Origin of the sequence: Variovorax sp. PDC80, from assembly GCF_900115375.1 — a bacterium.
Classification (GTDB): domain Bacteria; phylum Pseudomonadota; class Gammaproteobacteria; order Burkholderiales; family Burkholderiaceae_C; genus Variovorax.
The window spans coordinates 404,126-423,520 of the sequence record NZ_FOWG01000005.1 but is presented as its reverse complement, the minus strand read 5'-3'; the positions used below and the strand labels follow the sequence as shown (position 1 = coordinate 423,520).

18 protein-coding genes are annotated in these 19,395 nt (G+C 69.2%); 9 read left to right on the top strand and 9 right to left on the bottom strand.

Translation table 11 applies throughout. From position 1 onward, the window contains the following. The first annotated feature begins 103 nt into the window (after positions 1–103). Entirely contained in the window at positions 104–991 is an 888-nt protein-coding gene (locus BM109_RS17670; protein ID WP_093344862.1) for an NHL repeat-containing protein, read from the top strand. Next, positions 988–2,067, top strand: coding sequence for a hypothetical protein (locus BM109_RS17665; RefSeq protein WP_093344859.1), 1,080 nt, complete (start codon positions 988–990; stop codon positions 2,065–2,067). Before BM109_RS17670 ends, BM109_RS17665 begins: the two co-directional genes overlap by 4 nt. A 184-nt stretch (positions 2,068–2,251) precedes the next feature. On the opposite strand, the gene BM109_RS17660 is transcribed toward BM109_RS17665, so the two are convergent. Beyond that, a complete protein-coding gene (locus tag BM109_RS17660; protein ID WP_093344857.1) occupies positions 2,252–3,955 on the bottom strand; it encodes an electron transfer flavoprotein-ubiquinone oxidoreductase in 1,704 nt (567 codons plus the stop codon). 139 nt (positions 3,956–4,094) lie between these two features. On the opposite strand from BM109_RS17660, the gene BM109_RS17655 reads away from it, so the two are divergent. The 3 genes from BM109_RS17655 to BM109_RS17645 all read left to right on the top strand — a co-directional run bounded on the left by BM109_RS17655 (position 4,095) and on the right by BM109_RS17645 (position 6,207). Further along, the gene (locus tag BM109_RS17655) at positions 4,095–4,877 is read left to right on the top strand and encodes an SDR family oxidoreductase (protein ID WP_093344855.1); all 783 of its coding nucleotides are present in this window, start codon (positions 4,095–4,097) and stop codon (positions 4,875–4,877) included. A 77-nt stretch (positions 4,878–4,954) separates the two neighbouring features. Beyond that, positions 4,955–5,785: a DMT family transporter gene (locus tag BM109_RS17650; RefSeq protein WP_256222634.1), complete on the top strand. Its 831-nt coding sequence runs from the start codon at positions 4,955–4,957 to the stop codon at positions 5,783–5,785. Next, on the top strand, positions 5,782–6,207 hold the full coding sequence (locus BM109_RS17645; RefSeq protein ID WP_093344850.1) for an acyl-CoA thioesterase: 426 nt from the start codon (positions 5,782–5,784) through the stop codon (positions 6,205–6,207). Before BM109_RS17650 ends, BM109_RS17645 begins: the two co-directional genes overlap by 4 nt. A gap of 16 nt (positions 6,208–6,223) precedes the next feature. Here the strand turns inward: BM109_RS17645 and BM109_RS17640 are convergent, their stop codons facing one another. Next, positions 6,224–7,588, bottom strand: coding sequence for a sensor histidine kinase (locus BM109_RS17640; protein ID WP_093344848.1), 1,365 nt, complete (start codon positions 7,586–7,588; stop codon positions 6,224–6,226). A 3-nt stretch (positions 7,589–7,591) separates the two neighbouring features. Next, positions 7,592–8,260 (bottom strand): winged helix-turn-helix domain-containing protein, encoded by a 669-nt coding sequence (locus tag BM109_RS17635; RefSeq protein ID WP_093344845.1) that lies wholly within the window; start codon positions 8,258–8,260, stop codon positions 7,592–7,594. A gap of 164 nt (positions 8,261–8,424) precedes the next feature. Here BM109_RS17635 and BM109_RS17630 point away from each other — a divergent pair, with 164 nt between their 5' ends. Beyond that, positions 8,425–9,123 carry a phosphatase PAP2 family protein gene (locus BM109_RS17630; RefSeq protein ID WP_093345074.1) on the top strand — a complete coding sequence of 233 codons (699 nt, stop codon included), beginning with the start codon at positions 8,425–8,427 and terminating at the stop codon, positions 9,121–9,123. A gap of 57 nt (positions 9,124–9,180) precedes the next feature. Beyond that, complete coding sequence (locus BM109_RS17625; protein ID WP_093344843.1) at positions 9,181–10,938, top strand: phosphoethanolamine transferase; 1,758 nt, start codon at positions 9,181–9,183, stop codon at positions 10,936–10,938. 16 nt (positions 10,939–10,954) lie between these two features. Here BM109_RS17625 and BM109_RS17620 read toward each other — a convergent pair whose 3' ends face one another. From BM109_RS17620 to eat, 4 genes are read right to left on the bottom strand one after another with little or no spacing between them, the layout of a single operon-like run. Continuing rightward, on the bottom strand, positions 10,955–11,533 hold the full coding sequence (locus BM109_RS17620) for a peroxidase-related enzyme (protein ID WP_093344841.1): 579 nt from the start codon (positions 11,531–11,533) through the stop codon (positions 10,955–10,957). 49 nt (positions 11,534–11,582) lie between these two features. Then, on the bottom strand, positions 11,583–12,368 hold the full coding sequence (gene eutC / locus BM109_RS17615; protein WP_093344839.1) for an ethanolamine ammonia-lyase subunit EutC: 786 nt from the start codon (positions 12,366–12,368) through the stop codon (positions 11,583–11,585). Continuing rightward, entirely contained in the window at positions 12,365–13,759 is a 1,395-nt protein-coding gene (locus BM109_RS17610; RefSeq protein WP_093344836.1) for an ethanolamine ammonia-lyase subunit EutB, read from the bottom strand. Before BM109_RS17610 ends, eutC begins: the two co-directional genes overlap by 4 nt. A gap of 7 nt (positions 13,760–13,766) precedes the next feature. After that, entirely contained in the window at positions 13,767–15,194 is a 1,428-nt protein-coding gene (eat, locus tag BM109_RS17605) for an ethanolamine permease (protein WP_093344834.1), read from the bottom strand. Positions 15,195–15,324: 130 nt separating this feature from the next. Between eat and BM109_RS17600 the strand changes: the two genes are divergently transcribed. Beyond that, positions 15,325–15,735 (top strand): FKBP-type peptidyl-prolyl cis-trans isomerase, encoded by a 411-nt coding sequence (locus BM109_RS17600; RefSeq protein WP_057597061.1) that lies wholly within the window; start codon positions 15,325–15,327, stop codon positions 15,733–15,735. 3 nt (positions 15,736–15,738) lie between these two features. Here the strand turns inward: BM109_RS17600 and BM109_RS17595 are convergent, their stop codons facing one another. Next, positions 15,739–16,500, bottom strand: a complete 762-nt coding sequence (locus BM109_RS17595) for a glucose 1-dehydrogenase (protein WP_093344831.1) — start codon at positions 16,498–16,500, stop codon at positions 15,739–15,741. 125 nt (positions 16,501–16,625) lie between these two features. On the opposite strand from BM109_RS17595, the gene BM109_RS17590 reads away from it, so the two are divergent. Beyond that, entirely contained in the window at positions 16,626–17,546 is a 921-nt protein-coding gene (locus tag BM109_RS17590) for a LysR family transcriptional regulator (protein WP_093344829.1), read from the top strand. Positions 17,547–17,568: 22 nt separating this feature from the next. Here BM109_RS17590 and BM109_RS17585 read toward each other — a convergent pair whose 3' ends face one another. After that, entirely contained in the window at positions 17,569–19,167 is a 1,599-nt protein-coding gene (locus BM109_RS17585) for an OpgD/OpgG family glucan biosynthesis protein (RefSeq protein ID WP_093344826.1), read from the bottom strand. Positions 19,168–19,395: the final 228 nt, after the last annotated feature.

Sequence of the window (19,395 nt, the reverse complement as noted above, 5' to 3'; positions counted from 1 at the left end):
GCGCCCCGAGCCGCAACAAAAAAACTGTCCCAGCCCAACAGAAAAACTGGTTGGACGCGATGGAGCAACGCCCCTACGCTCGCAAGACCCAGCAAGGATCCCCATGCCAGCCAACGAAGCACCAGATTTCTTCATGACCGACGGCCAGTCGGACTACCGAATGGTGCGCCCCTGGCAGAAGCCCTCGCCACGCGGCAATGTCGGCGTGATCAGCCAGTTGGCGCTCGACAGCCGCGGCCGGGTGTTCGTGCTTCAACGGTCGGCACCGCAACTGCTGATCTACGGACCCGATGGCGAACTCGATACGGTCTACGAAAACCCCAGGCTCACCAGCGGCCATGGACTCTTCATCGATGGCGTCGACAACGTCTACCTTGTGTCGTACGACGCCCACCAGGTGCTGGCGCTCGATGCCGCGCTCGAAACGCGTTTCGAACTCGGCCACTTCAATGCGCCGCGCTGGGGTGCGCCGTTCAATCATCCGACCGACGTGGCGGTGGCGCCCGATGGCGAGATCTATGTGAGCGATGGATATGGCAATGCCTGTGTGCATCGCTTCTCGGCCGAGGGGCGGCATCTGCAGACCTGGGGCGGCGTGGGGCAGGGGCCCGGCGAGTTCTCGACGCCACATGGCGTGTGGGTGCTGTCCGATGACCGCGTGGCCGTGTGCGACCGCGACAACGACCGCATCCAGCTCTTCGACCGCGTGGGTCGCTATCTGACGCAGTGGACGGGCCTCTTGCGGCCCATGGACATCTGGTCGAACGGCCGCGAGGTGTTCGTGACCGAGCAGGCGCCGCGCGTGAGCCGGCTCGATCTCTCGGGCGCGGTGCTGGGGCGCTTTCGCACTTTCGGCGTGTATGGCCATGGCCTGTGGGGCACGGCCGATGGCAGCCTGTTCGTGGCCGAGCAAGGGCACGGCATGCATTGCGTGACCAAGTACGAACGCATCGGGCCGGCAGGGGTGGCTGCGCTACGCTCTCGCGCATGAAAGCGCTGCCTCAGGATTTTCTCGACGTTCTGCGCCTGCCCGTGCTGCATGAGGACGACCTCGATGCGCAGGCGGGCTTCTACGACCACGATGCGGTGTCCGACCTCTACCGCGCCACGGTGAAGGAAGGCACGGGCGACGAGGTGCTGCAGGCCGCGGCCGCGCTGCTGCCCGAACTGCATCCACTGCGCGCCGCGCTGTTCGCGATTCTTTGCGGCGGGCTGGTGGAGAACGGTGCCGATCCGCGGCTGCTGTTTCCGGCGGCGCTGCGGCGCCTGGCCCAACTGCTCGCATCGCTCGCACCCTATTGCGCCGCGGAGCCGATGGAGGACGACGATGAAGAGGAAGCGCCGGAGGAGGAGCCGGCCGACGTCCTCGCCTGGCGCGCCGCCGAAGCCGCGCTCGAGGCGCTGCCGCCGGCCGAGCGCCTGCAGGTCGAGGCGAGCCGGCAAGCGGTCGATTTGCTGGTGCTGCCGCTGATGGCGATGTTGATGCGCGATGTCCGCAACCACCGCGACCTGCTGGCCGACGAGGCGCTGCGCGCGCGCATCGAGGCGCTGTCGGTCAACGGCACCTTGCCCTTTGAAGAGCTGCATTTCCTGCACCGCGCCGCCCAGATGGCCTACGAGGACGAAATGGTCGTGCTGCTGCCCGCCTCGAACGCCGGGATGATCGTGCGCGCCCACGGCATCAACAACAACTTCCACGCCTTCTCGCTGCTGCAGGACCTATTCAGCGAGCATGCCAAGACCTTGGGCATCAGGCAGCCGCTGGCCGACCGCCTCGGCGCCGATGACGAGCCGCGCGACAGCGATTCGGCCCAGTACCTCTGGCTGCAGGCCAAGGCCTATGCCGGTGGTGAACTCGTCGACCGCATGGCCTGGGCCTGGGGCGAGGGGACCTTGCGAGAGAACGCGCGTCGGCAGGGGCGGCTGGTGCTCGTCGCGCTGGAGACCGAGGACAAGCCCGCGCGCGGCTGGAACGGTTTCAACCAAAACTTCCACTCGGAACAGAAGCCGCAAGTGAGCCTGGTGCGCTTCCTCACGGCCGAAGAGGTAGCCACGTACCTCGCTTGACCGACAGCCCCTCAGCGCCTCCCGTGCGCAGGGCAGCGGGTGCTTCCCGCAGCGAAATCAAGGAGGAGGCCGAAGGCCGGGGGACATTCGCGGAGGGAAGTACCCGCTGTCCTGTGCACGCACCCCGAACAAGAACGGCCAGAAGCAAAAAGGCCCTCCGAAGAGGGCCTCAGAAAAACAGACCTTACATCCCCACGTAGTTGGGCCCACCGCCCCCTTCAGGCGTGACCCACACGATGTTCTGCGTCGGATCCTTGATGTCGCAGGTCTTGCAGTGCACGCAGTTCTGCGCGTTGATCTGCAGCCGCTGCTTGCCCGCGCTGCCTTCGTCGGGCACGAACTCGTACACGCCTGCCGGGCAGTAGCGGCTTTCGGGGCCCGCGAATTTCGCGAGGTTGACGTTGACCGGCACCGACGCGTCCTTCAGCGTCAGGTGGGCCGGCTGCTGTTCCTCGTGGTTGGTGTTGCTGATGAACACGCTCGAGAGCCGGTCGAAGGTGAGCTTGCCGTCGGGCTTGGGGTAGGCGATCGGCTGGCATTCCGAGGCCGGCTTCAGGTACTGGTGGTCGGGCTTGGTGCGGCGCAGGGTCCAGGGGATGTTGCCCTTGAGCAGCCATTGCTCGATGCCGTTCATCAGCGTCGCGACCAGCAGGCCCTTCTTGAACCAGGCCTTGAAGTTGCGCGCCTTCTTGAGTTCGGCATGCAGCCAGCTCTTCTCGAAGGCCGCCGGGTAGGCCGTGAGCTCGTCGTGCTGGCGGCCGGCCTGCAGCGCGTCGAAGGCGGCTTCGGCGGCCAGCATGCCGGTCTTGATCGCGGCATGGCTGCCCTTGATGCGGCTCACGTTGAGGTAGCCGGCCTCGCAGCCGACCAGCGCGCCGCCCGGGAACACCGTCTTGGGCAGCGACTGCAGGCCGCCGGCCGTGATCGCGCGCGCGCCGTAGCCGATGCGCTTGGCGGGCTTGATGCCCTTGGCCTCGTCGCCTTCGAGATACCAGCGGATGTTGGGGTGCAGCTTCCAGCGCTGCATTTCCTCGAACGGGCTCAGGTAGGGGTTGCTGTAGTCCAGGCCCGTGATGAAGCCCATCGTGACCTTGTTGTCCTCCATGTGATAGAGGAAGGCGCCGCCGTAGGTGTCGCTCTTCATCGGCCAGCCGGCCGTGTGCAGCACGAAGCCGGGCTCGTGGCGCTTGGGATCGATCTCCCAGACTTCCTTGACGCCCAGGCCGTAGGTCTGCGGATCCTTGCCCTCGTCGAGCTTGAACTTGGCGATCAGCTGGCGGCCCAGGTGGCCGCGCGCGCCCTCGGCGAACACCGTGTACTTGCCCAGCAGCTCCATGCCGAGCTGGAAGTTCTCGGTCGGCTCGCCGTCCTTGCCCACGCCCATGTTGCCGGTGGCGACGCCGCGCACGGCGCCCTTCTCGTCGTAGAGCACCTCGGCGGCCGGGAAGCCCGGGAAGATCTCGACGCCGAGGTTCTCGGCCTGCTGCGCCAGCCACTTGGTGAAGGCACCGAGGCTGATGATGTAGTTGCCGTGGTTCTGGAAGCAGTCGGGCAGGAAGGCGTTGGGCGTGCGCAGGCTGGCCTTCTCGCCGAGGAACACCATCGCGTCGTCGGTCACGGGCTGGTTCAGCGGTGCGCCGAGTTCCTTCCAGTCGGGCAGCAGCTCGTTGAGCGCGCGCGGGTCCATGATGGCGCCCGACAGGATGTGGGCGCCGGGCTCCGAGCCCTTCTCGAGCACCACGACCGAGACCTCCTTCTCGTTCTGGGCGGCGAGCTGCTTCAAGCGGATCGCGGTCGAGAGTCCGGCCGGCCCGCCACCGACGACGACGACGTCGTACTCCATGGCTTCGCGGGGACCGTACTGGGCAAGGATTTCGTCGTGGGTCATGGGGGTCTCGTCGATATGATGGGAGGCACTGGCGCTTCGTGGCTGCCGGGCATTTTATGCGGGCGCCACGGGCCGCCCCCGCGGGGCGTGTCGCCCGTGTTTTCACGTCGCCTTCGCGACTCCACAGGAACAGCACTCCATGGCGTACAGCATCGATCTCTCGGGCCGCGTGGCCTTCGTCACCGGCGCCTCGAGCGGCCTCGGCGCGCAGTTCGCGAAAACGCTCGCGCGCGCCGGTGCCGCCGTGGTGCTCGCGAGCCGGCGCGTCGACAAGCTCAAGGAACTGCGCGCGCGCATCCAGGGCGAGGGCGGCGACGCTCACGTGGTCGAGCTCGACGTGACCGACATCGGCAGCATCAAGGCGGCGGTGGCCCGCGCCGAGACCGAGGTCGGCGCCATCGACGTGCTGGTCAACAACTCGGGCGTGAGCACCACCCAGCGGCTGCAGGACGTGACGCCCGAGGACTACGACTTCATCTTCGACGCCAACCTCAAGGGCTCCTTCTTCGTCGCGCAGGAGGTCGGCAAGCGCATGCTGGCGCGCGCCAAGGGCGCGGCGCCGGGCACCTACATCGGCGGGCGCATCATCAACATCGCCTCGGTGGCCGGGCTCAAGGTGCTGCCGCAGATCGGCGTCTACGCCATGAGCAAGGCAGCGCTGATCCAGATGACCAAGGCCATGGCGCTCGAATGGGGCCGCTTCGGCATCAACGTCAACGCGCTGTGCCCGGGCTACATCGAGACCGAGATCAACGAATCGCACTGGAGCACCGAGGGCGGCGCCAAGCTCGTGAGCATGCTGCCGCGCAAGCGCGTGGGCAAGCCCGAGGACCTCGATGGCCTGATCGTGCTGCTGGCCAGTGGCGAGAGCCATTTCGTGAACGGCGCCGTGATCGCCGCCGACGACGGGTTCGCACTCTGAGCCCGCGCGCCTGGTTCGGGGTCGCGGCCGGCCTGGGCGCGGGGGCGCTCTGGGGGCTGGTGTTCGTCGTGCCGCGCATGGTCGGGCACTTCGCCATGGTCGACATCGTCTCGGCGCGCTTCGCCGTCTTCGGCGCCGTGTCGGCGCTGGCCGTGTTCGCGCGGCCCGCGGCGCGGCGCTGGCCCACGGGCCGCCAGGCGCTGGCCGCCCTCGGCCTCAGCGTGCTGGGCTTCAGCGGCTACTACCTGCTGCTGGCCTTCGGCATCGTGGCCGCGGGCACCGAGGTGCCCAGCCTCATCATCGGCACCATCCCGGTCTGGATGATGCTGCTGGGCCGCCCGCCGGGGCTGCGCATGGCCGCGCTGCTGCCCGGCCTGCTGCTCACCGGCGCCGGCATCGCGCTGATGATCTGGGGCGCGTGGTCGGCGCAGCAGGGCAGTGCGCATGGCGGCGGGCGTTTCGCCTGGGGCATCGTGCTCTCGCTCGGCGCGATGGCGAGCTGGACCGTCTACGGCCTGCTCAACGCGGCCTGGCTGCAGCGCCACACCGAGATCCACGCGGCCGACTGGGCCAACTGGCTCGGCATCGCCACCGGCCTCGGCGCCATCGGCCTCTGGCTCGCGGCCGGCAGCGACCTCGCGGCGCTGCAGGCCCAGCCCGACGGCCTGCTGTTCGTCGTGCTGGCGCTCGCGGGCGGCTTCGGCTCCTCGTGGCTCGCCACCATCCTCTGGAACGTCGCGAGCCAGCGGCTGTCGGCCAGCCTCTGCGGCCAGCTCATCGTGAGCGAGACGCTGTTCGCGCTGGTCTATTCCTTCGTCTGGGACGGCCGCTGGCCGCAGGCCACCGAGCTGGTGGCGGCGCTGCTGTTCGTCCTCGGCATCCTCGCCTCGATCAAGGCCCACCGATGAGAATCGAAATCCCCGAGAAGAAGAAACTGGTCTACGAAATGTCGATCCCGATCCGCTGGGGCGACATGGACGCGATGGGCCACCTCAACAACGGCACCTACTTCCGCTACCTCGAGACCGCGCGCATCGACTGGATGCATTCGATCGGCTTCGAACCCGAACCCGGCGGCGAGGGCATGGTGATCGTGAATGCCTTCTGCAACTTCTACCGCCAGATCGAGTACCCGGGCAACGTGCTGCTCAAGATGTACGTGAGCGATCCGGGCCGCACCACCTTCGAGAGCTGGGCCACGATGGCGCGTGCCGACCAGCCCGATGTGATCTGCGCCGCGGGCGGCGCGACCACGATCTGGGTCGACTTCCCGAAGCAGAAGGCGCTGGCGCTGCCCGACTGGCTGCGCGCGCTGGTCAGCGGCGACTGAGCGCGGGCGCCGGCCTTCAGGCCGGCCGCAGCACGATCCGCGCCTCGAAGCCCTGGGCCGCGCCCGCCGGCGGCGAGGCCAGCTCGAGCTTCGCGCCGTGCTTCTCGACGATGGTGCTCACGATCGAGATGCCCAGGCCGTAGCCCGCGCGGTCGGAGCTGTGGCGCACATGGCGCTCGCGCAGCGTCGCGAGCTGCTCGGCGTTCACGCCGGGGCCGGCATCGCGCACCGCGAGCACGCAGGGCGCCATCACCTCGATCACCACGCGGCCCTCGCCGCCGTAGCGCAGCGCGTTCTCCGCCAGGTTGCGCAGCGCGATCGCGAGCGCGTCGACGTCGCCCAGGGCCACCGGCGCCACGCTGTCGGGCACCTTGAGCGCGAGGCGCTCGGCATGCTGCGGGTCCTGCCAGAACTCCTGCGCCACCGTGCCGGCCAGCTGCACCAGGTCGACCCGCGCGCGCGCCAGCGAGGCGCCCGATTCGGCGCGCGAGAGCTGCAGCAGCTTCTCGGCGCGGTGGCTCAGGGTGCGCAGCGCGTCGAGCGCGGCCTGCACGTCGTTGCGCTGCAGGTCGTGCTCGAGCGCGGTCTGCAGCCGCAGCCGCGCGGCCGCGAGCGGCGTGCGCAGCTCGTGCGCGGCATTGGCCGCGAGCGCGCGCTCCACGTCGAGCGAATGCGACAGGCGCTCCAGCAGCAGGTTGACGTGGTCGCCCACGGTGCGCAGCTCGCGCGGCAGGTTGGGCAGGGCGATCGGGCGCAGGTCGGCGCCGCTGCGCTGCTCGATCTCGCCGGTGAGCCGCTGCAGCACGCGCAGCTCGGTGCGCGCCACGTTGCGCAGCACCAGCGCCAGCAGCGGCAGCACCGCGCCGAACGGGATGATCAGGCCGAACAGCGTGCGGTTGAGCGCGCGGCGGCGCTCGTCGAGCGGATCGGCGACCTGGAAGAACAGGCCCAGCGTGGGATGGCGCACGGTGTAGATGCGCCAGTTCGGGTTGTTCGCGAAGCCGGCGGCCAGCGGCACGTCGAAGGTGTCCTCGGGCGCCTCGGCCGAGCGCAGCAGCACGTGCTCGTGCAGGTCGACGATCTGGTAGATCACCGCGTCCTCCGAGAACAGCTGCTTGGGCGCGATCAGCGGCGCGCGCGGCGGCTCCTGGCCCGGGTGCTGCAGCTTCTCGAGCTCCTGCACCGCCATCGCGAACATGCGGTGCGAGACCTCGACCAGCTCATTGTCGAAGTTGTGGTTGATCTCGCGGTCCACGTACCAGACCACCGCGAACACGCACAGCAGCCAGACGCCGCCGACCCACAGGATCAGCGTGCGCGTGAGCCGGCCGGCCAGGGTGTCGCGCTCGCTGCGCGCGCGAGGTGCTGCCGCTTCGGTCATCGGCTATTCCTCCTCGTCGGCCGAGAGCCGGTAGCCGAGCCCGCGCAGGGTCTGGATGTGGCTGCGGCCGAGCTTGCGCCGCAGCCGGCTGATGAAGACCTCGAGCGTGTTGCTGTCGGCCTCGTCGCCGAAGCCGTAGAGCGCATCGGCCAGGTTCTCGCGCGTGTGGATGCGCTCGGGCCGCGTGGCCATCACGCGCAGCAGCGCCCATTCCTTCTGCGTCAGCGTCACCGGCTGGCCGTCGCGGCGCACGCGGTCGTGCGCGATGTCGATCTCGAGCGTGCCCAGCTGCAGCACCGGCGAGTTGCCCGCGCTGCGCCGGCGTTCCACCGCGCGCAGCCGCGCCAGCAGCTCGGCCGGGTCGTAGGGCTTGATCAGGTAGTCGTCGGCGCCGGCATCGAGGCCGCGGATGCGGTCGGTGACCTGGTCGCGCGCGGTCAGCACGATGACGATCGGCGGTTCGCGCAGCGCGCGCACCTGGGGCAGCAGCGAGAGGCCGTCACCGTCGCCCAGGTGCAGGTCGAGCAGCACCGCCGCGTACTGTACCGAGAGCAGCGCGCCGCGCGCATCGGCGAGGCTGGGCGCCACGTCGACCACGAAGGCCTTGGCCAGCAGGTAGCCGCAGACGGCATCCGCCAGCGCCACATCGTCTTCGACCAGCAGTATGCGCACGCGGTGGCACTCCTCGGATTCGGTGGGAAAGCCGCAGTCTAGCGTCCGGGCCGCGGTCAGCTTCCGCTCAGCCGGCTTCAGCTTCGGTTCAGGTGGCTTCAGCCCTGGTTCATTCGCGCGGCCTAGGCTGGCCCCTATTTTTGCCGATGGCCGCTTTTCCTTCGATGACCCGCCGTATCCCGAACCTTCGCCTGGGCGCCTGGACCCTGATCTCGTTTGCGCTGCTGTTGCTCTGGGATGCCGCCGGGGCCGATCTGCCGCTGGCGCGCTGGATGGGCACGCCGATGGGTTTTCCGCTGCGCGAGAACCCGTTCCTGGTCCACGTGATGCACACCGGCGCCAAGAACCTGAGCTGGGCGCTGCTGGTCGCGCTGTTCCTCGCGATCCGCTGGCCCGTCGGCTTCCTGCGGCGGCTCGACCGCGCGAGCCGCGCGCAGCTGGCGCTGACGGTGCTGGCCTCGGTGTTCGCCGTCAGCCTGCTCAAGCACGCGAGCCACACCAGCTGCCCCTGGGACCTGCAGGAGTTCGGCGGCATGGCGCACTACGTCTCGCACTGGTCCTGGGGCGTGCGCGACGGCGGCCCGGGCGGCTGCTTCCCGGCCGGCCATGCCTCCACCGCCTTCGCCTACCTGGGCGGCTATTTCGTGCTGCGGCGCGTCGCCCCCCGCATCGCATCGATATGGCTGGCCGCCGCGCTGGTCGGCGGCCTGCTGCTCGGCGTGACGCAGCAACTGCGCGGCGCCCACTACATGAGCCACACGCTCTGGAGCGGCTGGGTCTGCTGGACGGTGGGCCTCGCCATCGACACGGTGATCCGTCGCGCCCGCCGCTCGACGGATGTTGTTGCGTTGCAGCAAGCCTGAACGCTGCCTGAACTGCAAGTTCAGGCTCCTTTCAGGCCCGCTTCCTACATTTGTCGCATGTCTGTCACGCGCATAGAGCCCGCGCCGCTCCGGTCCGGCCTCCCCTCGATCTCCGAATCCTCGTCGGGCCCCGCGTCCGAAACCCCCTGGGAGGCGGTGCGCCAATGGCTGGAGCGGCCGCGATCGGCCCGCCAGATGGTGCTGTGGCTGGCCCTGTACCTGGGGGTGGCCGCCAACTGGCCGCTGTGGAACGAACTGGCCCGCATCGGCGGCGCGCCCAGCACCTACCTGCCGACCATCGCCGCGATGAGCCTGCTGAGCTTCTGCGGCACGGTGGCGATGCTCTCGTTCACCGCCTGGACGCGCTGGATGAAGCCGCTGTGGCTGGCGGTGGCCGTGCTGGCGGCGCTGGTGCAGCACTACATGCTCGAGTACCGCGTGGTCATGGACCCGACCATGATCGCCAACGTGCTGCAGACCGATCCCAACGAGGCGCGCGACCTGCTGAGCTGGCGCATGGGCTTCAACCTGCTGGTGGTGATCGCGCCGGTCGCCGTCGTGCTGTGGTTCGCGCGCATCGCGCCGATGCGCTGGATCTCGCAGCTGTGGCGCAACGCCGTGCTGCTGCTGCTCATGGTGGTCGTCGCGCTGGTCGCGGCCGTGGCCATGAACCGGCAGCTGGCGCCGCTGATGCGCAACAACGTGCACCTGCGCTACATGATGAACCCGATCGCGAGCCTCTACTCGACCGGCGCGGTGTTCATCAAGCCGCTGTTCAAGCGCAGCGGCAAGCTGATCCCGATCACCGCGGGCACCACGCTCGGTGCCAGCTACGCGGCCCAGCAGAAACCGCCGCTGTTCGTGGTGGTGGTGGGCGAGACCGCGCGCGCCGACCACTTCGGCCTCAACGGCTATGCGCGCGACACCACGCCCGAACTCGCGAAGCGCGACGTGCTGAGCTACCGCACGGTGTATTCCTGCGGCACCAATACGCTGGCCTCGGTGCCCTGCATGTTCTCGCCGCTGGGCAAGCAGGGCTACGAATCGCGCAAGGACGACTACGAGAACCTGGTCGACGTGCTGCAGGCCGCCGGGCTGGCGGTGTTCTGGCTCGACAACCAGGCCGGCTGCAAGGACGTCTGCACGCGCATTCCCAATGCCTCGGCCCTGGACAACCTGCCGCCGGCCGCCAAGAGCGCGCTGTGCGACGGCGAGGAGTGCCTCGACGACGTGATGCTCGAGGGGCTCGATGCGCGCATCGCCGCGCTGCCGGCGGAGCGCCGCGCCAAGGGCGTGGTGCTGGTGATGCACCAGATGGGCAGCCACGGGCCGGCCTACTACAAGCGCTCGGGCGCCGACATGAAGCGCTTCCAGCCCGAGTGCAAGACCAATGCGCTCGCCGAGTGCGGCCATACCGAGCTGATGAACGTCTACGACAACTCGATCGCGCAGACCGACCGCTTCCTCGGCCGCACCATCGACTGGCTCAAGGGCCAGTCGAAGCAGTACGACCCGGGCCTGCTCTACGTGAGCGACCATGGCGAGTCGCTGGGCGAGTTCGGCCTGTTCCTGCACGGCGTGCCCTACAGCTTCGCGCCCGAGGCGCAGAAGCACGTGCCGATGGTCACCTGGTTCAGCGCCGGCCTGAGCGAGCGCCGCAAGCTGTCGCGCCCGTGCATGGAGGCCGGCCTCGATGCGCCGCTCACGCACGACAACCTCTATCACACGGTGCTGGGCCTGATGGACGTCAACACGCCGACCTACAAGCCCGCGCTCGATGCGCTGGCCACCTGCCGCAAGGGCGGCGCGGCCTGAGCGCCGGCCGCGCCGCTTATTTCTTTTCGCGCGGCAGCCGTCCCATCAGGAAGAACTCGGGGTTCGGCTGCATGCCGCTGAAGCTCGCGAGCCGGTTGCTGAGCCCGAAGAAGGCGGTGATGGCCGCGATGTCCCAGATGTCCTCGTCGTCGAAGCCGTGCGCGTGCAGCGGCGCGAAGTCGCTGTCGTCGATCTCGTGCGAGCGTTCGCAGACCTTCATCGCGAAGTCGAGCATCGCGCGCTGGCGCGGCGTGATGTCGGCCTTGCGGTAGTTCACGGCCACCTGGTCGGCCACCAGCGGCTTCTTCTCGTAGATGCGCAGCAGCGCGCCGTGCGCCACCACGCAGTAGAGGCACTGGTTGGCCGCGCTGGTCGTGGTCACGATCATCTCGCGGTCGCCCTTGGTCAGCGAACCTTCCTCCTTGAGCATCAGCGCGTCGTGGTAAGCGAAGAAGGCGCGCCATTCGGCGGGTCGGCGCGCGAGCGCGAGGAACACGTTGGGCACGAAGCCGGCCTTCTCCTGCACCGCGAGGATGGCGGTGCGGATGTCTTCGGGCAGGTCGGCGAGTTCGGCGAGGGGGTAGCGGGTGGTCATGGTGTCTCCGGTGGTTCTGCGCGCCATCATAGGCACGCCGGCCCGGTGGCTACCCGCCTGGCAGCGCCGGCGACCCGCCCCCCGCCTCCAGCACCGCCAGATCGCTCTCGTCCTTGAGCCCCACGCCGCTGAGCCCGCGCCGCAGCGCCTCGCGCATCAGCCAGGCCAGCTTGAAGGCCGCGAGTTCGTACGACAGGCCTTCGGGCCGCACGTTCGAAATGCAATTGCGCTCGGCATCGTGGCGGCCCTTGCGTGGCGCGTGGGTCAGGTAGATGCCGAGGCTGTCGGGCGAGCTGAGGCCGGGCCGTTCGCCGATCAGCATCACCGAGAGCGTGGCGCCGAACAACTCGGCCGCCTCGTCGGCGAGCGCGACGCGCGCCTGGGTCGCGATGACGACGGGAGCGAAGCGGGTATCGGGCGGCAGGTGAGGGCGCAGTGCCGCGAGCAGCGGCGCCGCGTGGCGCGCGACCGCGAGCGAGGACAGGCCGTCGCCGATCACGATGCAGACATCGGCTGGTGCGTCGACGTCGGCGCGCAAGCGGTCCGCATCGCCGGCATCGAGCTGCCGCCCCAGGTCCGGCCGCCGCAGGTAGGTGGCACGGTCCTCGGCGCGGCTGCGCGCGCGCGTGGCCCGCCAGCCGTCGTGATGCAGCGCGGCTTCGAGCGCATCGACGTCGAGCGCCGCATGGATCGCATCGCGCGCCATCGCATGGGCCCAGCCGAAGCGCAGCGTCTCGTCGGTCGGCATGCCGGCGCCGGCGCGGCCCAGCGCGAGCCGCGCGGGCGTGGCCGAGCGCCACTGGCTCCAGGGGTTGGGCGTGACCGAATCGCTCATGAGGACAGCGCCGACAGGGCGCCCATGCCGGCCAGCAGCCGGTTGGAGGAGGGCGGTGCGATACGCCCCGCCGCATCGGTGATCTGCATGCGCTGCAGCCAGGCCTCGAACTCGGGCGCGCGCTTCAGGCCCAGGGTCTGGCGCAGGAACAGCGCGTCGTGGAACGAGGTGCTCTGGTAGTTGAGCATCACGTCGTCGGCGCCCGGGATGCCCATGATGAAGTTGATGCCCGCGGTGCCCAGCAGCACCAGCAGGTTGTCCATGTCGTCCTGGTCGGCCTCGGCATGGTTGGTGTAGCAGATGTCGCAGCCGATCGGCAGGCCCATGAGCTTGCCGCAGAAGTGGTCCTCGAGGCCGGCGCGGATGATCTGCTTGCCGTCGTACAGGTACTCGGGGCCGATGAAGCCGACCACGGTGTTGATGAGCAGCGGCTTGTAGCGGCGCGCCAGCGCATAGGCGCGCACCTCGCAGGTCTGCTGGTCGACGCCGAAGTTGGCATTGGCCGACAGCGCGCTGCCCTGGCCGGTCTCGAAGTACATGAGGTTGTCGCCGACGGTGCCGCGCTGGAGCGACTGCGCGGCGTCGTGGGCCTCGGCCAGCAGCTCGGGCGTGACGCCGAACGAGAGGTTGGCCTTCTCGGTGCCCGCGATCGACTGGAACACCAGGTCGACCGGCGCGCCGGCCTCGGCCAGCCGTAGCGTGTTGGTGACGTGCGTGAGCACGCAGCTCTGGGTGGGGATCTCGAAGCGCTGGATCAACTCGTCGAGCATGTGCAAGAGGCGACCGAGCACCGGCAGGCTGTCGGACACCGGGTTCAGGCCGATCACCGCGTCGCCCGCGCCGTAGAGCAGGCCGTCGAGCGTGGAGGCGGCCACGCCGCGCAGGTCGTCGGTGGGATGGTTGGGCTGCAGCCGCACCGCGAGGTGGCCGGGCAGGCCGATGGTGTCGCGAAAGCGCGTGACCACGTTGCACTTCTTCGCGACCGAGACCAGGTCCTGGTTGCGCATGAGCTTCGACACCGCCGCCACCATCTCGGGCGTGAGGCCCGGCGCGAGGGCCGTGAGCGCCGCGGTGTCCGCCTGCTCCGACAGCAGCCAGTTGCGGAAGTCGCCGACCGTGAGGTGCGAGACCGGCGCGAAGGCCCGTGCGTCGTGGCCGTCGATGATCAGCCGCGTGATGTTGTCGCTCTCGTAGGGGATCAGCGCCTCGTTGAGGAACTGCGCGAGCGGCGTGTCGGCCAGCACGTGGCGTGCGGCCATGCGCTGCTGCGCGGTGGCCGCGCCGATGCCCGCGAGGTAGTCGCCCGAGCGCGCGGGACTGGCCGCGGCCATGACCTGGCGCAGGTCGTCGAAGGAAAAGCCCTGGCCGGCGATGGTGGTGCGGTAGCGCATCGTTCGATCAGGCGGCGGGCGTGGAGGTGGGCGCCGACAGCATCTCGTCGGGCGCGGCCGCGCGGCGCTGCGCCGAGGTCGCGAGGAAGTAGCCGTAGGCCAGCGCCATCAGCACGAGGAACAGCAGGGTGAGCATCGGGTTGAACCACACCATCGCGCCGAGGCACACCAGGCCCAGGCCCAGCGCGATGGCGGGAAACACCGGGTAGAAGGGCGCGCGGTAGCTGCGCGGCAGCGCGGGCTCGGTGCGGCGCAGCCTGAACAGCGCGGCCATCGAGACCAGGTACATCACGATCGCGCCGAGCACGGCCATGGTCACGATGTTGGCCGTGAGCGTCTGGCCGCCGAACTGCACCCACTCGTCGCTGAAGATCGCCACCACGCCGACGACGCCGCCGGCCAGCAGCGCGCGGTGCGGCGTGTCGAAGCGCGGGCTCAGGCCCGCGAAGTAGCGCGGCAGGTAACCGGCGCGCGCCAGCGCGAAAATCTGGCGCGAGTAGCCCATGATGATCCCGTGGAAGGAGGCGATCAGCCCGAACAGGCCGATCCACACCAGCATGTGCAGCCAGCCGCTGTTGTCGCCCACCACGGCCTTCATCGCCTGCGGCAGCGGGTCGTTGATGTTGGCGAGCTTGCGCCAGTCGCCCACGCCGCCCGCGAAGATCATCACGCCGAAGGCCAGCACCACCAGCGTGACGATGCCGGTGGTGTAGGCGATCGGGATCGTGCGATGCGGATCGCGCGCCTCCTCGGCCGCCATGGCCGCGCCCTCGATCGCGAGGAAGAACCAGATCGCGAACGGGATCGAGGCGAAGATGCCCGCGATGGCCGCGCCGTTCAGCACGCTGCCGCCGGCCCAGCCGTTGGCCACGAAGTTGGCCATCGACCAGCCCGGCGTGACCACGCCCATGAACACCAGCAGCTCGAAGATCGCGAGCACGGTCACGAACAGCTCGAAGGCCGCGGCGATGCCGATGCCGATCCAGTTGAGGCCGATGAAGATCACGTAGGCGCCGAGTGCGAACCACTTCGGGTTGATGCCCGGGAACTGCACGTTGAGATACGCGCCGATCGCCAGCGCGATGGCCGGCGGCGCGAACACGAACTCGATCAGCGTGGCGAAGCCGGCCACGAAGCCGCCGTGCGGGCCGAAGGCGCGGCGCGCGTAGGCGAAGGGACCGCCGGCGTGCGGGATGGCGGTCGAGAGTTCGGTGAAGCTGAAGATGAAGGTGGTGTACATCGTCGCCACCAGCACCGTGGCGACCAGGAAGCCCAGCGTGCCGGCGGTGTTCCAGCCGTAGCTCCAACCAAAGTACTCGCCCGAGATCACGAGGCCGACCGCGATGCCCCAGAGCTGCAGGGGACCGAGCACTTTCTTCAGATGGCCGCTGCCGCCGGGGGAGGGCGCGGCGGGCGTGGCTTCGATGGAAGGCATGGGAGTTCCTCTCTCGGGGGATGTTGACAGTACCCCCGCCGCGAAGCAAGGGCCGTTCCATCGCCGGCTTCGGCGCTTCATGCGCGCTGGCCATAATCGGCCCTTTCCCACCATTCCCTCGAGGTATTCCGTGAAGTCCCTGTTCTGTGCCGCTCTCGTGTCCTTCTGCGCCGTGTCCGCCGCGTGGGCCCAGTCCGCGCCCGTCACCACGGCCAGCGGCCTGATCTACCAGTCGCTCAAGGAAGGCACGGGCGCCTCGCCGGCCGCGACCGACGTGGTCAAGGTGCACTACCGCGGCACCTTCCCCGATTCGGGCAAGGAGTTCGACAGCTCCTACAAGCGCAACGAGCCCACCGAGTTCCCGCTCAACGGCGTGATCCCGTGCTGGACCGAGGGCGTGCAGAAGATGAAGCCGGGCGGCAAGGCCAAGCTGACCTGCCCGCCGTCGATCGCCTACGGTTCGCGCGGCGCGGGCGGCGTGATTCCGCCCAACGCCACGCTGAACTTCGAGATCGAACTGATCTCGGTCACCAAGCGCTGAGCTTCAGATCTGCGCCATGCCGCCATCGACGAAGAGTTCGGTGGCGTTCACGAAGCTGCTGTCGTCCGAGGCCAGGAACACCACGGCCTTGGCGATCTCGTCGGGCGTGCCGACACGGCCCAGCGGAATGGCCTGGGCCTGCGATTCGATGAAGCCCTCGACCTGCTCGGGCGTGAGGCCCAGCAGCTCGTAGGCCGGGGTCGGCACCACGCCCGGGCTCACCGCGTTGACGCGGATGCCGGCATCCTTCAGGTCCACGGCCCAGCTGCGCGCGAAGCTGCGCACCGCGGCCTTGGTCGCGCTGTAGACGCTGAAGGCCGGGGTGCCCTTGATGCTGGTGATCGAGGCGTTCAGCACGATCGACGAGCCCTTGCCCATCAGCGGCAGCGCCTTCTGCACGGTGAACAGCAGGCCGCGCACGTTGATGCCGAAGGTCTTGTCGAAATGCTCCTCGGTGATCTGGCCCAGTGGCACCAGGCTGCCGCCGCCCGCGTTGGCGAACAGCACGTCGAGCCGGCCCTTCTGCGCGCGGATGGTGTCGTAGAGGCGGTCGAGGTCGTCGAGCTTCGAGACGTCGCCGAGCACGCCCGTGACGTTGCGGCCGATGGCTTTCACGGCCGCGTCGAGTTCGGCCTGGCGGCGGCCGGTGACGAAGACGTGGGCGCCTTCGGCCACGAAGCGTTGCGCGGTGGCCAGGCCGATGCCGCTGGTGCCGCCGGTGACGAGGGCGATCTTTCCATCGAGCTTGAGCGAAGAGGTGGACATGACTTCTTTCCTTGGGTGATGCCGCGAGGCGGCGTTGACGATGGAAGGAAGTTTGGGCGCGACCCCCACGTCGACCAAGACGCCGCGCGCCACTTGTTTATTCACGAATCACTAATAATCGGCCGATGGACCAGATCGCTGCCATGCGCGTCTTCGCCCGCGTGGTCGAGGCCGGCACCTTCACGCGCGCCGCCGATTCGCTGCAGATGCCCAAGCCGACCGTGACGAAGATGGTGCAGCAGCTCGAGACCCATCTGCGCGTGAAGCTGCTGCAGCGCACGACCCGGCGCGTGACGGTCACGCCCGAGGGCGCGGCCTACTACGAGCGCACCGCGCGCGTGCTGGCCGAGCTCGAGGACATCGAATCGGACCTCACGAACGCGCAGGCCAATCCGCGCGGGCGGCTGCGCGTGGATGTCGGCTCCTCGCTGGCCAACATGATCCTGATCCCGCAACTGCCTGCCTTCCATGCGCGCTATCCCGAGATCGAGCTCGAGATCGGCGTGGGCGACCGGCCCGTGAACCTGGTCGGCGATGCGGTGGACTGCGTGATCCGCGCGGGCCCGCTCGACGACCAGACGCTGGTGGCGCGCCGCATCGCGACCATGCCCTTCGTGACCTGCGCCACGCCCGGCTATCTCGAGCGCCATGGCGTGCCGAAGACCCCGGCCGACATCGGCGACGGTCGGCACCGCGTGGTGGGCTACTTCTCGTCGCTGAGCAACCGGCCGGTGCCGCTGCGCTACGGCCGCGGCGAGGACCGCATCGAGATCCACGGCCACACGGTGGTGGGCGTGAACGAGAGCACTGCGCACCTGAGCGCGATGCTCACGGGCATGGGCCTGGCGCAGACCTTCGACCTGATGGCCGCGCCGTATCTCGCGAGCGGTGCCTTGGTCGAGGTGCTGCATGGCTTTGCGCCCGAGCCCTATCCGCTGCACGTGGTGTACCCGACCAACCGGCACCTGAGCGCCAAGCTGCGCGTGTTCGTCGATTGGGCGGTGGAGCTGTTCGCGCCTTACGACCGGCAGCGCAAGCCGCGCTGAAAGAGGCAGAGGCCCGTCGGCCTCAGCCTGGCTGGTACTGGTACAGCCAGGTCTCGGTCAGCGTCTGGTCGCCGTTCTTCAGGAACAGGCGCATGTCGACCGGCTCGTTGCCCTCGGCCGTGAAGTCGAACTGCGCGCGCCAGTGGCCGGTGACGCCGTTGGGCACCGCCTCCGCGAAGATGTAGGAGAACTTGCCACGCGAGGCCGTGAGCACCAGCTCGGGCTTGACGCCGAACGGGATGTTGGCGAGCGGCGCGCCGATGAACTCGACCATGAACTTGCGCACGCCCGGCGGTCGCGGCTGGCCCGGCTGGCCGCCGCGCCCGATGCGCGTGGCCACGCAGCGCGCGAGCGGCGAGGGGTAGGGCTCCTGGTCGGTCCAGTGCAGCCGGTACTTGAGGTTGTAGCTGGCACCGGCCTTGGCATCGGCCTTGGGCACCCAGAAGGCGACGATGTTGTCGTGGATCTCGTCGTCGGTCGGAATCTCGATCAGCTGCACCGAGCCCTCGCCCCAGTCGCCCAGCGGCTCGACCCACAGGCTCGGGCGCTTCTCGTAGTACACGCCGTCCTGGAAGTGATCGAAGGAACGGTCGCGCTGCAGCAGGCCGAAGCCCTTGGGGCCGGTGTCGGCGAAGGCCGAGGCGCGGGTCTGCGTCGGGTTGTTGAGCGGGCGCCAGATGCGCTCGCCGGCGCCGTTCCAGATCGCGAGGCCGTCGGAGTCGTGCACCTCGGGGCGCCAGTCGATCGCGGTGGGCTTGGCGGTCTCGGAGTACCAGTACATCGAGGTCAACGGCACCAGGCCCAGGCGCGCCACGTCGCGGCGCAGGAACAGGCGCGAGTCGATGTCCATGATCACGGCCTTGCCGCGCTGCATCACGAACTTGAACACGCCGGTGATGCTCGGTCCCTCGAGCAGCGCATAGACCGTCATCGAGTTGGTGTTGCCGGCCGCGGGCGTCTCGAAATAGAAGCGCGTGAAGGCCGGGAATTCCTCGGGCCGGTCGGGCACGGCCACCTCGAGCGCGATGCCGCGCGCCGACAGGCCGTACTGGAACAGCTCGCCGATCGCGCGGAAGTACGAGGCGCCGAGGAAGGCGACCCAGTCGTTCTTCTGCCAGTCGAGCTTGGCCTGGTCGCCCAGGCGGCTTTCCTGCAGGCGGAAGCCCGCGAAGCCGGCGCCCTCGGGCAGCGCGCGCGCCGGGCTGTCGGCGGGCATCGAGAAGTACGAGGGGTTGTAGAGCACCTCGCGCGCGAAGCCGTCGCCGTCGGAGCTCTCGAGCACGTGCATGCGCACCGGCGTCTGGAAGAAGCGGCCGAGGTGGAAGAAGGTGACCGGGAAGGCGCCGGGCCCGTCGCGGAACAGGGCGTTGGCGGGGTCGAACTTGAGCTTGCCGTGCGCGTCGTAGTCGATCTTCTCGAGCACCTGCGGCGCGAGCGGCGCCGGTGCGGCGTAGGGCCGGCCGGCCAGCGACCTGGCTTCGGCGACCAGGTTGTCGAACGAGAAAGGCCGGGGCTGGCTCAGTTGCAGCCCGTTGGCGGCCAGCGCTTCGGCGGGCAGCCCGAGGGCGGCGAGGGTGGCGGCAGCGCTGCCGGCGGCAAGGAAGGATCGGCGATCAAGCATGTTTTCTTGAGGGTTGCGATTTCTCTGACGAGTTCGGGTGAACTCCGGGAGACGGACGAAGAAGAGGGCGCTGGCGTGGCGGCCGGTGCCTGGCGCCGATGCGGACACGGGGTGCCGCGGCGGCGAGCCGGACGATCCTAATGCAACGCGGAACTCCTCCGCCGCAGGCACCGGCCTGTGCGGGAGGGCACGGGTTCGGCGGGCGGGACGAGTCTGAAGCTTGCCGCG

Coding starts and splice junctions, on each gene's coding strand:
- BM109_RS17670 (WP_093344862.1), top strand. CDS start 104: ATGCCAGCCAACGAAGCACCAGATTTCTTCATGACCGACGGCCAGTCG.
- BM109_RS17665 (WP_093344859.1), top strand. CDS start 988: ATGAAAGCGCTGCCTCAGGATTTTCTCGACGTTCTGCGCCTGCCCGTG.
- BM109_RS17660 (WP_093344857.1), bottom strand. CDS start 3,955: ATGACCCACGACGAAATCCTTGCCCAGTACGGTCCCCGCGAAGCCATG.
- BM109_RS17655 (WP_093344855.1), top strand. CDS start 4,095: ATGGCGTACAGCATCGATCTCTCGGGCCGCGTGGCCTTCGTCACCGGC.
- BM109_RS17650 (WP_256222634.1), top strand. CDS start 4,955: ATGGTCGGGCACTTCGCCATGGTCGACATCGTCTCGGCGCGCTTCGCC.
- BM109_RS17645 (WP_093344850.1), top strand. CDS start 5,782: ATGAGAATCGAAATCCCCGAGAAGAAGAAACTGGTCTACGAAATGTCG.
- BM109_RS17640 (WP_093344848.1), bottom strand. CDS start 7,588: ATGACCGAAGCGGCAGCACCTCGCGCGCGCAGCGAGCGCGACACCCTG.
- BM109_RS17630 (WP_093345074.1), top strand. CDS start 8,425: ATGACCCGCCGTATCCCGAACCTTCGCCTGGGCGCCTGGACCCTGATC.
- BM109_RS17625 (WP_093344843.1), top strand. CDS start 9,181: ATGTCTGTCACGCGCATAGAGCCCGCGCCGCTCCGGTCCGGCCTCCCC.
- BM109_RS17620 (WP_093344841.1), bottom strand. CDS start 11,533: ATGACCACCCGCTACCCCCTCGCCGAACTCGCCGACCTGCCCGAAGAC.
- eutC (WP_093344839.1), bottom strand. CDS start 12,368: ATGAGCGATTCGGTCACGCCCAACCCCTGGAGCCAGTGGCGCTCGGCC.
- BM109_RS17610 (WP_093344836.1), bottom strand. CDS start 13,759: ATGCGCTACCGCACCACCATCGCCGGCCAGGGCTTTTCCTTCGACGAC.
- eat (WP_093344834.1), bottom strand. CDS start 15,194: ATGCCTTCCATCGAAGCCACGCCCGCCGCGCCCTCCCCCGGCGGCAGC.
- BM109_RS17595 (WP_093344831.1), bottom strand. CDS start 16,500: ATGTCCACCTCTTCGCTCAAGCTCGATGGAAAGATCGCCCTCGTCACC.
- BM109_RS17590 (WP_093344829.1), top strand. CDS start 16,626: ATGGACCAGATCGCTGCCATGCGCGTCTTCGCCCGCGTGGTCGAGGCC.
- BM109_RS17585 (WP_093344826.1), bottom strand. CDS start 19,167: ATGCTTGATCGCCGATCCTTCCTTGCCGCCGGCAGCGCTGCCGCCACC.